Origin of the sequence: Micromonospora lacuserhaii (assembly GCF_036902735.1) — a bacterium.
Classification (GTDB): domain Bacteria; phylum Actinomycetota; class Actinomycetes; order Mycobacteriales; family Micromonosporaceae; genus Micromonospora.
Window position 1 is genome coordinate 25,974 of record NZ_JBAKHO010000002.1, and the last position, 15,349, is coordinate 41,322.

Consider the following 15,349-nt stretch of genomic DNA (forward strand, 5'->3'; position numbering starts at 1 on the left):
GTGGCACTACGGGCCAGGCTCTACGGGACCGGGTTCCACGGCACGTTGGGCACCGGGGCGGCCAGGGCCGCGCTGATCGCCGCCGCATAGGCGGTGGTGCCCTGGTCGTTCGGGTGGAACGAGGCCATGCTCGGCGAGTTGTCGCCGTCTCCCTGCTTCGCCAGCGTCAGTCCGTTGATCCAGTTGAAACCCAGTGGCTCGCAGGCGTCGTGCCGGAGGAACCGGTCGTCGACGGGCGCAAATGCCACTTTCAGCCCGTCGGTCGCCCACAACTTCAGGACCAGATCTCCCTGACTCCGGGTCAGGTAGGTCTGGAGCGGAAGGATCTCGTTCAGCTCCCAGGGCTCGACCCAGCAGGCCTCGGCGTCGTCGATCTTGAACACCGTCGGGTACGTCGCGAGAACGACCTTGGCGTTCGGCGCCTGCAGGTGGATCTTGCGCAGGAGCGCTTCAGTGTCGGGGATCGTGTGGTCGTCCAGCTGGTCGTACACGGTGTCCCAGATCGAGGACTCCTGACACAGCGGCAGGGTCACGCAGGTGGTGAGCACGTTCGAGAAGAGATCCCCGTCATTTCCGCCGATGGTCAGGACGACGTAGTCCGTGTCCGCGCTCAGGACCCCCGAGTAGACCTGCGGATACTCCGACCACTGCCCCTTTCCGTCGTACCCTTCCGCCGAGACGCGCGAGTACCAGGGCACGGTCAACTGCTCGGTCACCGCCCCGGAGCACGCGACGAAGCCCAGCTCGACGGCGGAACTCCACTGGTCCTCCAGCGCGCCTACCGACTGGCTCATGCCGGGCATCACCAGTTTCCGCGCCCACGCCTCGGGGCTGCGCCGGCACGAGTTCTGCCACTTCAGATCGCCACCGTCGGTGTTGGTCTCCGCGTAGTAGCCAGCCGACCCCGTGTCCGCCGGGTCGCCGGTCCCCTCGCCCGACGCGTAGGAGTCACCGAGGACGGCCACGTTGACGGGTTTGCGGGTCAACGGCTGGAACGCCACGGCATCCCACGCGACGTTCTCGGTCCCGTCACCGTCGAGGGTGACGTTGGTGAGGCTCACGCTCGGCACACCGTTGAACTTGAAGGCGCCCAACGAGACCCAGTTGTTGGCCTGGCGCTTCTGGTTGAGGTAGCGCACGGTCGAGCGTCCGTCGCCCAGGTGGATCGTGTACTTGGCCTGCTGGGTCCGCGCACCGTGGTCGGGCAGGTGCACAGCCACCCGCATCCAGCCGTACGAGGCGCGGTTCAGCGTCCAGGTGCCGACCACCTCGAGGCGGTCCTGCGTTCCTCCGGGGCTACCCGACCTGGTGTGGCCGAAGATGAAGCGCCCACCGAAGCCGGCTCCGAGCTGATGAACATCGATCTTGGACGGCATCGTGCCGTCGGGGTCTTCGGCAAAGCTCATGGTGAAGGTGCCGTCGCTCAGGATGTCCGCGCAGGGGCGGACGGAGGGCACGCCGTTCACGTCGTTGTCGACGATCAACGCACCCGGCGGCGCGGCATTCCCCGACGCCGACGCGCTGCGGCTGCAGTTCGGCGGGTACGCGGTGCCGTTCGCCTCCTCCTTCCAGTCCTCGGGGAACCGGATGAACTCGTACCCGCACTCGACGCTGCAGTCCTTCCACTTGGCGGGACGGTTGTACCAGCAGCGATAGTCGGGGACGCCCTGATAGGTGCTCAGACACGGCCCTGGGATTTCCGGGGGTGCCTCTCCATCCCACGGGAACGTGCCGACCAGTTCCTTGGCGCACCGGTTCGTCGTGTCGCAGAAGAGGTCCATCGGGGGCTTCACCGCAAACCGGTAGCCGTCGCCGTTCCACCAGGCGCCGCGGAACGCCGGCACCTCCTTACCGGGCGCCTCGTACAGCCCCATGGGCCATGCCGCCCAGCCCATGACCCGCTCCGGGTAGGGCCACCAGTTCGGGTGGACGGCGTCGATGAAGTGGTTGTCGTGCAGGAACGGCCAGCGCTCAGGGTCGTACTTGGGATTGGCGGGGTTGTTGTGCCAGCCCACCCCCCACGCGCCGTTGTTCTTCGCGGCGTCGGACTGCGGGTAGAACCCCGAGTTGTACGCCCAGAGGGCGTAGAACCAGTTCTCGATGTTCCGCGGGTTGCCGTTGTTGATGATCAGGCCGGCGTTGTACGTCTGGTTCCACTTCTGCACGAGGATCTGCAGTCCGGCGGCGACGTTGGAGGCGTAGTCCAGCGCGATCGCGTGTTGCTGCTCATACGTGCGCTCGCCGATCCGCATCCCGTCGGTCACCTGCATCACGCCGTATCCGCAGTCCGCGTCGGCCATGGAGATGTCCCAGTCGTCGCTCTCGTCACTGTTGTAGATGTCGATGCCGTAGTAGTTGCCGATGAGCGGGTTTCCGGTGACGCCGGGCATGGCGTATCTCGCGGCCTGCCACAGGTTGGATTCCTGCATGGCGATACCGAGGACGACCTGCGCCGGGACCTGACTTGTGGGCCAACCAGCGATCGCCGGGGTGGGGAAGAGTGCCAGCGGCTTGGTGCTTCCCAGCTCGACCCGGGTGCGCCAGCCGTCCACACCGGTGGGATTCCACAGCGCGTCGAGGTTTTTCGTGACTGCCTGGTTCACCGCCCATTCGACCTGCCGCGGCTTCGGCTGCATGGCCTGCCGTCGGTGGTCGTTGCGGGCGATCGCGCAGGTACGTTCACCGGCGGACTCGGGAAGGTCGTCGCCGACCAGACTGCTCGCCGCGGTCGTCGATGCGAGGTTCAGCGCCGGCGAGATCTCGTCTCCGGGTGCCGCTGGCGCGGGTGCCGCGGTGGCAGGGCTACCGGCGCCAGGCTTCGCGCCGTCGGTCGCGGTGCCGGCGACCGGCGGGGATTTCTGGCCGGGTGAGGTTCTGGCGGTCGTGGGGTGGGCCAGGTCGATGCCCAGCCGGACCGTCTCGTCGGTGGCCGGGACGGTGAGTGACAGCTCGATGGGGGCCGGCTCATCCTCGGCCTGCGGGACGCGCCCGTTCTTCCAGTCGATGTCGTGGACGAAGGCCGCGGCCGTGGTGCTGGCGCTCGCGCCCGGCGCGACCTCCGGGACGTGCTTGAGATAGCCCGCCGAGCCTCGGACCTTCGCCGCGCCGAGAATCGCGATTTTGCCGTGCGCGGCCGGGGCCAGACTGAAGTCGCCGAAGGCGCCGCGGGCGATCTCTGCCGGCTTGGTCAGCGTGGCGTCGGCGGTGGAGGCGGACCGGGGCGAGCCCTGCGCGAGCTGCTTGCGGCTCAGGCGCAGCACGACCAGTTCGTCGCGTGCGGGCGTTCCCGCCGCCGACGGGGTGGGCGCGCGCTTCGCGTCGCTGCCCGGTGCCGCCGCCGGAATCCGGTCCAGGAGCACCACGCCGCCGTCGGCGTCGGCGGTCAGCCGGAAGGGCACACCGGTGGTCTTGGCGACGGTCGCGACCGCGCCGTGGTCGTCGACCCGCACGACGTGCGCGCCCTTGGCCGCCACGATCTCGGTCCGACTCAGGGGAATCGCCGACGTCACCTGCCCGTCGAGCTCGACCGGCTTCGCGCCGACCGTGCCGCGGCGTGCGTCGACGACCGCCAGCCGGGTTCGCCCCTGGTCGTCGTGTGCTTTCGCCTGGGTCAGCACGGCGAGGTCGTCGGCGCCGCACCCGGGGTTGAAGTAGGCGAGGGAGGCGGTGACGCCCAGCTTGGTCACCTTGCCGGTCCGGAGGTCGACCACCGCGGTGAAGCCGCCCCGGTCGTAGAGGTCGGGCTTGTTCGCGAACGAGCGGGGCGCGTACACGGCGACGACCTTGCCGCCGGAGGACGTCAGGCAGGCCTGTCCGATCCACTGGTCGACGTCGACCAGGCTCTCCCGCAGCGTCGCGACGACTCGCCACTCGTATCCCTCGGCCGCGTCGGCCTTGAGGATGTGGAACCCACGCCCGTCGGCCGTGGTGGCCCAGGCGACGTCGCCCGAGGTCTTCCAGCCCCGAGCGAGGACGCGGTCACGGTTCTGCTCCGGAACCGCCTGCGGCGCGAGCCCCCCGCCTGACGGCTCGGACTGCCGGCCGCCGGGCGTCGCACTGCTCCGCCCGTCGTCGGCGGGCCGCGCCGCCTGGGCGGACGCGGCGGGAATGCTGAGGAGCGCGGCCACGAGCAGCAGTGCGGCCTGCCTGCGGGCGCGGACAACCGTGGGACGGGTCTGCATGTGCGTCTCCGGGGGGTGGGAGGGCTACGGGGGCTCGCGTTCACGCCGTCGAGGTGCAGGTGGCAGGGGGTTCCGCCGGTCGGCCGATGACCGCCGTGGAGCGAGGGGACGAACCGCGTGGATGCCGGGCCGACGGTCGCCGGCCCGGCACCCACCCGCCGGCTGTCAGAGTCCGAACCACCCGGTACGGATGGCCTGGTCGAAGCCGCGCCAGGTGTTGGGGCCGGGGATACCGTCGATCAGGCCCTGGTAGCCGCCATCTCGGGCGATGAGCTGGATGCCCATGTAGGTGTACTTGCCGGGGACGCCGTCGATCGGTCCGCTGTAGACATTCTTGGCCGTCAGGTACCGCTGGACGCCCTTCCACGTGTTCACCCCGGGGTACCCGTCGGCAGGTCCGGTGTAGCCGTAGCTCGCCGCCGGTCCGGCCTGGACGCGGCACCACATCGGCATGTCGGTGGAACTCCCGCTGTACGTCATGACGTACATGTTGGCCATGCAGTACGGGGTGATGCTGGAGTTGGCCGCCTGGGCCGGCTGGGCGAACGCCAAGCCGGCGAGCGACATGCTCAGCGCGACGGCGACCGCGGGGGTTCGCTTCCAGTTCATGTTGTTCCTCTCCGAGAACGTTCGCATGATCAGACTCTGCGATCGACAAAGTGGTGCGTAAGGGATTCCCGCAGGCACCTACGGTGTCGGCAACCGCTGATTCCTCGTGCGCTGTGCGATCGTGATGACCCGTGCTTCGTGCGATCGACGCTAGTCATCGGGTGCGGTCGCCCGCACCCAACGAATCCGCGAAAACCGCGCGCGGTTCCGGCCGCCCTGCGTGTGCGGGTGCACGGCGTACCCGGGCAGCTCCGACCGCGAGACAGCTGGATGCCGATCGGGCGATGACGGAGTCCGGGGCGTACCTGGCCCGGAAGCGGCTGCTGATGTCCGGCACGCCGGAGCTGGTGGCGGCTGGCGAGGTCGCCTTCCACGAACTCGTCCGGATGCGCAGGCTGGTGCGCTACGGCGCGGACCTGCGCTCCGACGAGGGGCACGAGGCGTACCAGGTCCGGCACGGTTTTCCGCACCGAGCCCTGTCCGACCTGATGAGGGCTCGTCCCCGAGCGGTTGAGGTGTGCCCGAGCGGCCAGAGCCGACCTGAAGCGCCCTCGACATGTCAGAGGTAGGCGAACCTGACAGGTTCGCGGAGGACAGCAGCGGCTGCCTCGACATCAGCGAACCGGGCCGCGAGGGTGGCGGTCGCCAGGCGCCGAGGTAGGGCGGCGCTGAATTTGAGCCCGGCGACCGCCTTCTCGGAGACGTCCGGCAGACAGATCCGTTCCGCCGCGTCCGCCGTTGCCGCCCGCCACAACTGCCGGTCGAGGTCGGGGCGCAGCCGGATGCCCGCGTCGTCGTAGCGCTGCGTCGCGTCGGCCAGGTCTCCGAGCGTGGCGATCAGGGTGGCGTTGGCCCGGAACCCTGCCCAGGTCCACCAGCGCACCTCGCCGTCCTTGTCCCGAACCACCACGGGGCCGCCGGGGTGGACCGTGGCGGAGGCATCGTCACGGAGCGCAGCCAGCCTCGTCGTTGCCCGAGCGGTGAGTGCGACCGGCGGGTCGGCACCGAGCAGCACGTCGCGCATCGCCCGGACCATCCGGTACGACAGGCCCTGCGGCGAAGCGCCGGTCATCCAGAGCGCCTTGCCACCGTTCTCGGCCGGCTCGACGAAGCAGCGGTGCCGCTTCCAGTCGATGTAGGTGACCCGCCAGCTCCGCCCGGCCAGCAGCAGCAGGCGCGGTCCCTGCACCTTGGCCGTCAGCAACGCCGGGTCGGTACGGCCGATCTCGGTACGCCCGGAGAGCACGGTGAACTGCGGCGGAGCGGTGAAGACGGCGAGCATGTCCATGAAGTGCCGGCGACCGAACCGCAGCTCGGCTTCCGGACCGATGAAGAGCATCCCGGAGTCCGAGTCGAGGTACCCCTGCTCGACCAGATGCCGCACGATGACGTCGGCACTCTTGTCGAAGGGGGCCAGGCCGTTCCACTCCTCCGGCCACAGCTGGTCGCCGAACCGGTGCTGCTGAAGCGAGAGCGCGAGGAGCTGCTGAGCGACGATGTGTCGCGGCTCCGGCGGTGGGACGACGGCTTCGACCCACCCCTCACTCCAGAGCTTGAGCAGCCCCGCCGCGTGCAGCAGTCCGTCGCCGTCCAATGCGAGGAAGAGGCAGTTCCGGTTGCTGCCGGGGCGCCTGCCGGTCCGGCCGATCCGCTGCAGGAAGGCGGCGACGCTGCGCGGGGCATTGATCTGGATGACCCGGTCGAGGTCGCCAACGTCGATGCCCAACTCGAGGGTGCTGGTCGACACGATGACGCAGTCGCGTTCCTGGGCGAACGCCTCCTCGGCCCGCCGCCGCTCATCGACGGAGAGTGACGCGTGGGAGAGGAACGTCGTGACGCCCAGTGCGCGCAGCTTCTGGCCGAGTTCCTCGACCAGGGCCCGCGAGTCGCAGAACACCAACCGTTTCTCGCCTCGGTGCAGCGCCGCGATCACCTTCGCCGCGTTGTGCACCGACCCCACGTAGTCGAGCTCGACCTCGCCAGGTGGTGGTGCGACGGATCGTGCTGTGACCGCCAGATCGGGTGCCACCACCCGCGCGGGCCGCTGTCCCCGGCCCGCGCCCTGCAGCCAGCTCAGCAGCTCATCGGGGTTGCCCACTGTCGCGGAGAGCCCGATCCGCTGGACCGGCCGGCCCGCCACCCGGCTGAGCCGTTCCAGCACCGCCAGCAGGTGCCACCCTCGGTCGTCGCCCGCGAACGCGTGCACCTCGTCCACCACGATCGCGCGCAGGTGCCGGAAGAACTCGTCGTGGTCCACCGCGGTGCTGACCAGCATCGACTCCAACGACTCGGGGGTGGTCAGCAGCACGTCCGGCCGTTCCCGGAGGATCGTTCGGCGGCGCCCCATGGTGACATCGCCGTGCCAGAGCGCCGCCCGGCGGCCCAACCAGCCGGTGTAGTTCTCCACTCGCGGAAGCAGGTTGTTGAGCAGCGCCTTCAGCGGGCAGACGTAGAGCACCGAGGTGCCGGACCAGTTCTCCTGAGCCATCCGGGACAGCAGGGGGAACATCGCGGCTTCGGTCTTGCCGCCGGCGGTCGGCGCGAGCAGCAGCGCGTCGTCGCCGTCGAGCAGCGGCTGCACGGCGGCCTCCTGCAGCGGCCGTAGCGCCGGCCACTGCAACGAGTTCACCACGTGGTGCAGCACTACCGGGTGGAGCAGCTCCGCGGACACCTAGACGTCCAGGCTGATCTCGTCGGCGCTGGTGGCGTTGCGTTCCACGTCGGTCATCTCGGTGGCGGACAGCGTCAGTGCGTAATCCCGCCGCGGGTCGAATGCGGGGAACTGGTCGACCCGGTCGAGAACCTCCCCCACCAGCTTCTTGAGGAAGAGGCGTGGTGCCACGCCGACCTTGCCGCCAAGCCCGCCGGCGACTGCCCGGGCCAGTTCTCCCAGGTACGCGTCGTCAACCAGGCGACACACCCGGTCCGGCGCGGCGGACCCGTCGGCGTAGAGGTCGCGTACCCGCCCGCCCAGCTCGACCAGGGACTCGACTGTAAAGCCGGCAAGGCGGATCTGCACCGCGCGCGGGTTGTCGAACCGTGAATCAGTGGTGAAGTCAACGGCGAGCCGCTGGGCCAGGGGCGCCAATCGCTGGACACCCTGCGGCCCGTCATAGAAGGCCGGTGTGCCGGTGATGACGAGGTACAGCCCTGGGAAGCGGCCGGAGTGCACCTCGTCTATCAGCTGACGCAGCGCGTTGAGCGCCTTGTCCCGAGCGTCTGAGCGCACCCGCTGCAGCGTCTCCACCTCGTCGAGCACCAGCAGCAGGCCCGGGTGGCCGCTGTCGCGCAGCACCGCCAGCAGGCCCTGCAGGAAACTCAGTGCGGCGAAGTGGTCGAGGTCGCCGCGTACGCCGGCCACCCGGCGGGCGGAGGCGGCGACGTGCGGCTGGCCACCGAGCCATGCCAGTACAGCCTCGGCCGTGGCCGGATCGCCTGCGGTGGTGGCGGCGCGGTAGCCGCGCAGCGCGGCGGCGAAGGCGGGTGCGCTGCGGCTGACCGCGGCGAGGCGCTGGTCGAGCAGCGCGGTGACGGCGCGGTCGAGGGCTTCCTCGTCGTCGGGACTGACCTCTCCGGGAGCGAGGACATCCTCCTCCAGGGCGTAGAACCAGCCGTCCACGACCGGCCGGAGCGCGCTGGGCGGGAACGTCGACGTGGTCAGCCGCTCGGTGAGCCGCCGGTAGACGGTCTCCAACTTGTGCAGCGGCGTCTCGTTCTCCGAGATCTGCACCTCAGCAATGGCGAGGTTGGCCCGCTTGGCCTGCTCGGCGATCCACCGCGTGAAGAACGTCTTACCCGAGCCGTACTCACCCCGGACGGCCTTGAAGACCGAGCCGCCGGCGGCGACGGTGTCCAGATCCTCGCCCACGGCGGTGACGAACCGGTCGAGGCCGACGGCGAAGAGGTCCAGCCCGGCCGAGGGCACCGCGCCCCGGCGCAGGGCATCGATGACCTCCCGCCGTCGGGCGGGACTGGCCGCGCTCATGTCGCCCCTCCGGGCAGCCGGAACTGCTCCCGCAGCAGCGGGATGTCCAGCCGGGCGGTCCGCGAGTTGTCGATCAACGACAGCACCGCGTAGTTGTCCACGTTGAAGATCCGCTGGAGCGTGCTGACGAAACCGACCGCTCGGCCCGGCACCTCGCCGGCCCGCTGCGCCAGCACGGCCACGGACAGCACGCCCTTGGCCTCGACCAGCGCCCGCAACGCGGCCTCGATCTTCTTGGTCTCCACCCGTCGCGGGGTCAGGCTGTGCTGCGCCTGGAAGAGCTCGGTGGCCAGCAGTGCGGTGACCAGATCGCCGCCGGGCGGCGCAGACGCCACAGGGGGTGCTGGCGCCGCTTCGGGTACGTCGAAAAGCGCGTCCCCAGCAACGGCAGGCGGCTTCCGGCGCGACTTCGATGCAGCGGGTGCGGGAGGCGACGCGGCCGCCACTATGGGGACCGGGGCCGCCGCCTGCCACCAGTCGGGCTGACGCCCCTCGACCGGCATCCAACCGGTCGGGGTGTCGGTCACATTCGGCAGCAGGAAGGCCAGCAGCGGAATGGTCACCTCGGCCAGCGATGCGCCGCCGTGGTAACCGGCCTTGCTGGGGCGGTAGCGCAGCAGCGGGTCCCAGAGGGCGATGATCCGGTTTCCCGGAGCGACCACCCGTGGACCGCTCAACTCGACCTCTCCGGGGCCGGCCGGACCGGGTCCGGCGCGGTGTCGGGCGGAGGCGGCGTCGGCCGCCTTGACCAGTTGGCCACCGCGCTCGAGGACGTGTCCGTGGTCGCTGGTGATGATGACCGCGCGTCCGGAGGAGCGGGCCTGGTCGAGCAGGCTGCTCAGGAAGCCGAGATCGCCGAGCTGCCAGCCCGGTTCGTCGCCCTCACGTCCGTGGGCCAGCGAGTCGTCGACGGTGTTGATGACGACAGCCACAAGTCGCGTCGCGCCGGCCACCGCCTCGGCCAGTTCCCCGGCGTAGACCTCACCGGCTGAGCCACGGGCCGGGCCCTTGTGGAAGATCTGGGCGTCCCTGCCCCATCGGCCCTCGTTGAACATCCGCGTCTCGTTGCCCTGGTTGCCGACGCGCAGGGCGCCGGCGAAGAGCGACGTGCGGGAGACTGCGGTCAGGGTCGGCAGAGCGGCCACCACGCCGCGTCGCCGGCCACGGTCGCTGCCGGCCAGGGGGTCGTACTCGACCCAGTGCTGTGACAGTTCGTCGGCGAGTTCGACGGCGACGGCCGCGCTCATCCCGTCCAGGACGACCAGCAGCACCGGCCGGTCGGCGCGGACCAGCGGGTCGACGACGCGCGCGAGAAGGTTCTCCACGGTGAGCAGGCCGCCATCGTTGCCCGGACCCGTGGTCGACCAGGCGGCGAGGCGCATTGCGAACGCGTCGTCGAGGTCCCGCCGCCGCTCCTGCGCCCGCTCGTGGATCTCGCGGAACGCGCGCTGCAGCTTCGCGTGGACGTCCTCGCCCGCCCAGACGTGGTTGAGCGCGAGGTCGACCCAACCCCATTCGGCGATCTGGCGGTCCACGCCGTCAGCGACGCTGGCGGGCGGAGTTACCTGGGCGTCGAGCCAACGGACGAGCCGGTGGGCCATCCGGATCCGACGGATCCGCCCGGCTTCCGCGTCGGCAAGCCGATGGCCTGCGAGACTCTCGACCGCCGCTTCGAGCGCCGGGTCCCCCGGCTTTCTCAAGCCGGCCAGGAGCGCCTCGGCGGCGGCGTTGATCCGCTGGGTGAAGCCGGCCCGCAGGATCGGGCTGTGGCCGGCGCTGCCGACCGCGCCGAACTGGATGAGCAGTTCCTCCGCCCGGTCCAGCACCGCGTGTCCCTGCAGCCGCGTTTCCCGGTCCGGGGCGGTCAGCATCCCGCCAGCCACCTGAACCGTGGCGTCGGCGAACCCGCGTAACGTGGCGTCGTCGTTGAGGTTGCCGAAGTACTGGTCGATGCGCCCCTGCGCCCGTACCGCCTCGGCGGTGTCGGTGGTCCAGAGGGCGTCGCAGACCAGACCGAGCGGAAGCGCGTCGCCGCCGTGCCCGGCGGCGATGAGCGCGAAGAGCGCCTTGGCGGGCCGCCCGAACTGTTCGATGAGCCACCCGGCCAGGCCGTCGCGCTCCCCCTCCCGGAGCAGCCCGAACGCCTCGACCGCCCCCGGCTCGGCGCTCCACCGCAGCAGCGTCGTCACGTCCAGGTCGTCGGGGCTGTCACCCCGGCGGTCCAGACCGAGGCGTACGGCGGCGAGGTGCCGCAGCGCCACATCGCGGGTGAGCACGGAGGTGGTGAGCTTCGGCCAGCCGGCGGGCGGCATCGCGTCGAGCAGCGCCTCACCGGCCCAGCCTTCCCGCTCCAGGGCGCTGTCGGGCAGTTGGGCGCCGAAGGCGTCCACGACCAGGTCCCAGGGCTCGACGGTGATCACCCGCTGCCGGAAGATCCGGCTCCGCACCCCGTGGCCAAGGCTGGACTCGGGAATGTCAGTGAGCAGGACCAGCACCTCGTCGCCGCGGTCGGCGGCGAGGTGCTCCCAGATGGCCAGCGGCGACACGCACGGCACGACCCGGGCCTGGCGTCCGCCGGGCAGCAGCATCGCCGGGTCGTGCGGCCAGGCCGGCTCCGCGCGCACGACCATCACCGGGTACGCGTCACCGTTGCGGTGCCGGTCGAGTTGCTGCGTCACCTTCTGCCGCAGCGCCACCGGGTTGATCCGCAGCGCCTGAGAGGGCGCGGGTGCCTGAGTCACGGCACGATTCTCCAGGTCACCTCAATGGTCGCGTCGCCCTGGTCAGCGGCGAAGGCGCGCAGCTGCTCCACAGCTCGGTCAAGGTCGCCGGCCGGCACCGAGATCCGCCCGCTCGGCTGGTCGACCAAGACCTCAGGAACCCGGGGAGTGACCTGGTCGATCGGGCGGCGCGGATGGACGAGGTCGGCCGTGTCCTCGTCGCGTTCGGGCACGTGGACGACGTTCGGCTTTCGGGTGGCGCGGCGGATCAGGGCGGTGGAGTCGGTCTGGGCGCGGCGCAGGGCCGGGGCGAGCGGGGCGGTCAGCTCGTCGGTCTGGGCCACCCGGCGAAGCTCGGCGAGAATCGCCGCCGCCTCGGCCGCGTAGGGCTCGGGCAGCCCGGCGACGATCTCGAAGGTGTCCCAGGGCGCGGCGGCGAGCGCCGCCGAGACCTGTGCCGCGCTCATGATGCTCTTACCGGTCCGGTCGGCCGGGCCGGCGAGTTCAGCACGGGCGAGCCGTTCGACGGTCTCCACCGCCGACCCTCCGTTGGCCAACGCCTCCAGCAGGTCGGCGGCTGCCCGGGCGGTGGCCAGCCGTCCGGTGCCGGCCTCCTTGTCGATACCCAGCCAGGTGGCGTGCTGTTCCAGGCGGGCGACCAGCCCGTGAGCGGCTTCCCGGAGGCGGTGCGCCTGGGTCGTCAGGTCGCGGCCGAAGAGCGCCACCAGCCGGCCCCGCCGCAGGTCGAGCGGCTGGACGCCGAAGATGGCAGCGGAGCGGGCGCGGGCCGACTGCCAGTCCTCCTCGCTGGGCAGCCGCTCCTCGCGGAGCGTGTGATCCGCGGTGATCTTCCCCAGCTCGGGAGCGGGGATCACCTCGCTGCCATGGAAGTAGAAGGCACGGTCGGTCTGCTCGGCGAAGGTCGCCACGACGAGCTGCGCGACCATCGGGTCGAGGCCGCGCGGCTTGGGGTCGTCGATCCAGCCCAACAGGTCGGCCACCCGCAGCTCGCCCTTGATGCCCTCGCTGGACGCCTTGCGCTGGAAGTGCTGGACCCACTCCCCCTCGATGACGAAGGCCGCCTCGTGCATGGTGCCCAGGCCGAGCGGGTTGGCGATGCGTCGCACGGTCTGCCGGTGGGTGCGGTCGACCTCGACGCGCCCCTCGGGGGACTCGACCGCTCGGCGGACGTGGTCGAGCACCACCTTGACGTCGGCAAGGCGGATCGGGTCGCCCTTGCGGTCGGGGTCGAAGTCCGGGTGCGCCGGGTACTGCTGGCTGAGCATCTGGTCGCCGATGCTGCGCAGCGCGTCGTTGAAGGTGGCGCCCATCGGCAGCTTCGGTTCCAGCGCGCGGGTGAGCGACTGGAGGTGGTCGTCGAAGCCGAGGACGACGTCGGTGGGCTGCTTGGCGGCCAGCCCGTACGCCTGGCGCAGCACGGCCTGCATCTTCGCCAGCAGCGCGCTGCGCTGGTTGGTCAGCGCGCCGTGCGCGCGGCGCCGGTCGTCGGGGTTGAGGTGCTCGGCGTGGCTGTCGAAGCGCTGCCCTTCGAGCAGCTTGTCGATGATGACGAGCTTGCCCAGCTCGGTGCGGCGTTCGACAGTCAGCGCCGCGGGGATCCAGCAGACCGTGCGGGATGCGGTACGGCTGATCAGTTCCTGCACCCGCTGCCGGTCGTCGGCCGGGCCGTGGCTGCCGTCGTCGAACGGATAGTCGATGATCATCCGCCAGGCGGTCGGGTCGTTCGGGTGGAACGCCTCGTCGCGGATGTCGTTGCCGTCGCGCACGTTGCCGTAGACCAGTTCGATGACGCGGCGGCTGCCCCGCCAGCTCAGCCCAGCCTCGGCGAAGAACGAGTCGCTCCACGGCACACCGAGCTGCTGCCACAGCAGCCGCTGGACGATGTGCTTGCGGGCGCCCTCGTTGTCGTAGTGCTTGGCGGTGGCGAGGACGCTGTCGACGTCCACGCCGACCAGCTCCAGCGAGACGATCGGGTCGTCGCCCTCGCCGATGCGGATCTCGGCGAACCGGCCGGCCCAGTCGGTAAGCTTCCGGTTGACCTGGGCAACCTCACCGCCGGGGATCGGGCTGGTGATGCTGCCGTGGTTGAGCGCGGAGAGCCGCCGGGCGGTCAGGTTCCGCAGGGCCGGCACGCTGGGCGCGAGCGCGGCCAGCAGCAGCGTCTTCACCAGCCGGTCATCGCCGGTGAAGGCGCGCACCCGCCCGGCCACCTCGCCCGGCAGCACGGCGCCCCGACGGGCGGCCTCCAGATCGTCGTCGGTGAGGTCGTACTGGCTGAGCAGGTAGGGGCGCAGCTTCAGGTCGTAGAGCTTCTGGGCCATCTCGAACTCGGCCTTGAGCTTCTCGGTGAACGGCTGGTCGCCGCCGCTGCTGATCACGTCGTAGAGGTCGCCGAGCGGGACGAGCTGACCAAGGCGCAGCGTGTCGCGGCGGTCGACCAGCAGCTGGCGCATCAGCTTCAACGCGGTCCGGGAGCGCTGCAGCGCGCTGGAGACGTGCACGAGGGTGGAGAGGAACGCCGGGCTGAACGGGTACGTGGACCGGAAGGCGTCGATGTCGGCGCCGCTGCCCGAGTCGGTGCCGAGCAGGGTGTCGAACACCTCCCGCCGTACCTTGGTGGTGGCGTCGAAGGCCTTTCCGATCGCCGCGGCGGCCGTGGTGTCGCGGGGTTTGAGCAGCCGGCGGCGGGCGATCTCCGGGAGGTTGCGGTCCTCCAGCTTGATCACGTCGAACCGGCCGCTGGCCAGGTTGAGGGTGTCCTGGTAGGTGAGCTCGTTCGCGCCGGTGACCTCCTCGCCGACGAGTTCGCGCAGGTCACGCTGGCGGGCGATGAAGCTGACCACCGGGATGGGCCGGCGGGTGTCGCCGCCCTCGACGAAGTTGGTGATCTTCTGGATTTCCCGGGAGACGAACTGCTGGTCGCCGATGGAGTTGGCCAGCCAGAGGATGAGCTCGTCGAGGAAGAGGATCAGGCCGTGGTAGCCGAGCTCCTTGGCGTGCCGGCTGATCTCGGTAAGGCCGCGGTCGAGCGAGACGAACGCCTCGGCGTCCTCCCGGGCGTTGCTGAAGAAGCCCTTGTTCCAGCTGGTCAGCAGGTCGTTGACCAGCTTGCGACGCAGCTCGTCGGAGTACGCGCCGGCGAACGCCTGGTCCAGCCGCTCGGACGTCCAGAAGGTCTCGCTCTCGCCCCACTCGTCCTCGACGTCGCCGCCGGGCAGGCCGTCGATGAACTGCTTGTCACCGATCTTCTCCCGCAGCGAGGCGGCCTGATCCAGCAGCGCGTCGGTGCGGTGTACCGCCGGGATGGGCGCGTCGGGGTGCAGGGCGCGGACCCGGTCGACGTAGCCGCCGAGCACCCGCTGCTCCAGCGAGCGGGCGTCGAGCAGGTGGTACGGGATGAGCAGAAACTTGCGGCCGTCCAGCCAGACGCTGTGCTTGGCGACCAGCGGGGCCAGCTCGTCGCGGCCCCGGGCTGCCGCCTCGCCGCGCAGCAGCGCGTGCAGCACCGCCATGAAGTGCGACTTACCGGAGCCGAAGGAGCCGTGCAGGTAGGCGGCCTTGGAGGCGTGCCCCTCGACCGCGGAGCGGATCAGCCCGAGCGCCTCGTCGAAGTTGCCCAACAACCGATCCGTGACGACGTAATCGCGGAGGGTGGCGTCGGCGTCGGCGACACTGTCGGCGAGCTTGAGCACGAAGTCGCTCTGGCTCGTGCGCTCAGGGATCTCGATGAACTCCCGGAGCAGCGGCGCAGGGGTGGGCGAAGACATGCTGCATACCGTACCGAGGACCGAACGGGCCGCAGGTAGCCACACGGCCTCCATTCGGACTCCGAA

At 70.6% G+C, this 15,349-nt stretch carries 7 protein-coding genes; 1 reads left to right on the forward strand and 6 read right to left on the reverse strand.

All coding sequences use genetic code 11. From position 1 onward, the window contains the following. Positions 1-20 precede the first annotated feature (20 nt). Both V6U81_RS01530 and V6U81_RS01535 read right to left on the reverse strand, forming a co-directional pair. The gene (locus tag V6U81_RS01530; protein WP_334483249.1) at positions 21-4,181 is read right to left on the reverse strand and encodes a golvesin C-terminal-like domain-containing protein; all 4,161 of its coding nucleotides are present in this window, start codon (positions 4,179-4,181) and stop codon (positions 21-23) included. A 165-nt stretch (positions 4,182-4,346) separates the two neighbouring features. Beyond that, the gene (locus V6U81_RS01535; RefSeq protein WP_334483251.1) at positions 4,347-4,817 is read right to left on the reverse strand and encodes a peptidoglycan-binding domain-containing protein; all 471 of its coding nucleotides are present in this window, start codon (positions 4,815-4,817) and stop codon (positions 4,347-4,349) included. A 257-nt stretch (positions 4,818-5,074) separates the two neighbouring features. On the opposite strand from V6U81_RS01535, the gene V6U81_RS01540 reads away from it, so the two are divergent. Next, complete coding sequence (locus tag V6U81_RS01540; protein ID WP_334483253.1) at positions 5,075-5,359, forward strand: hypothetical protein; 285 nt, start codon at positions 5,075-5,077, stop codon at positions 5,357-5,359. Here the strand turns inward: V6U81_RS01540 and V6U81_RS01545 are convergent. From V6U81_RS01545 to pglY, 4 genes are read right to left on the reverse strand one after another with little or no spacing between them, the layout of a single operon-like run. Next, positions 5,350-7,461, reverse strand: a complete 2,112-nt coding sequence (locus V6U81_RS01545) for a DEAD/DEAH box helicase (RefSeq protein WP_334483255.1) — start codon at positions 7,459-7,461, stop codon at positions 5,350-5,352. The genes V6U81_RS01540 and V6U81_RS01545 overlap by 10 nt on opposite strands. Next, on the reverse strand, positions 7,462-8,775 hold the full coding sequence (gene brxD / locus V6U81_RS01550) for a BREX system ATP-binding protein BrxD (RefSeq protein ID WP_334483257.1): 1,314 nt from the start codon (positions 8,773-8,775) through the stop codon (positions 7,462-7,464). Continuing rightward, on the reverse strand, positions 8,772-11,516 hold the full coding sequence (pglZ, locus tag V6U81_RS01555; RefSeq protein WP_334483259.1) for a BREX-2 system phosphatase PglZ: 2,745 nt from the start codon (positions 11,514-11,516) through the stop codon (positions 8,772-8,774). The genes brxD and pglZ overlap by 4 nt, the downstream gene beginning before the upstream one ends. Further along, positions 11,513-15,283 (reverse strand): BREX-2 system ATPase PglY, encoded by a 3,771-nt coding sequence (pglY, locus tag V6U81_RS01560; RefSeq protein ID WP_334483261.1) that lies wholly within the window; start codon positions 15,281-15,283, stop codon positions 11,513-11,515. Before pglY ends, pglZ begins: the two co-directional genes overlap by 4 nt. Positions 15,284-15,349: the final 66 nt, after the last annotated feature.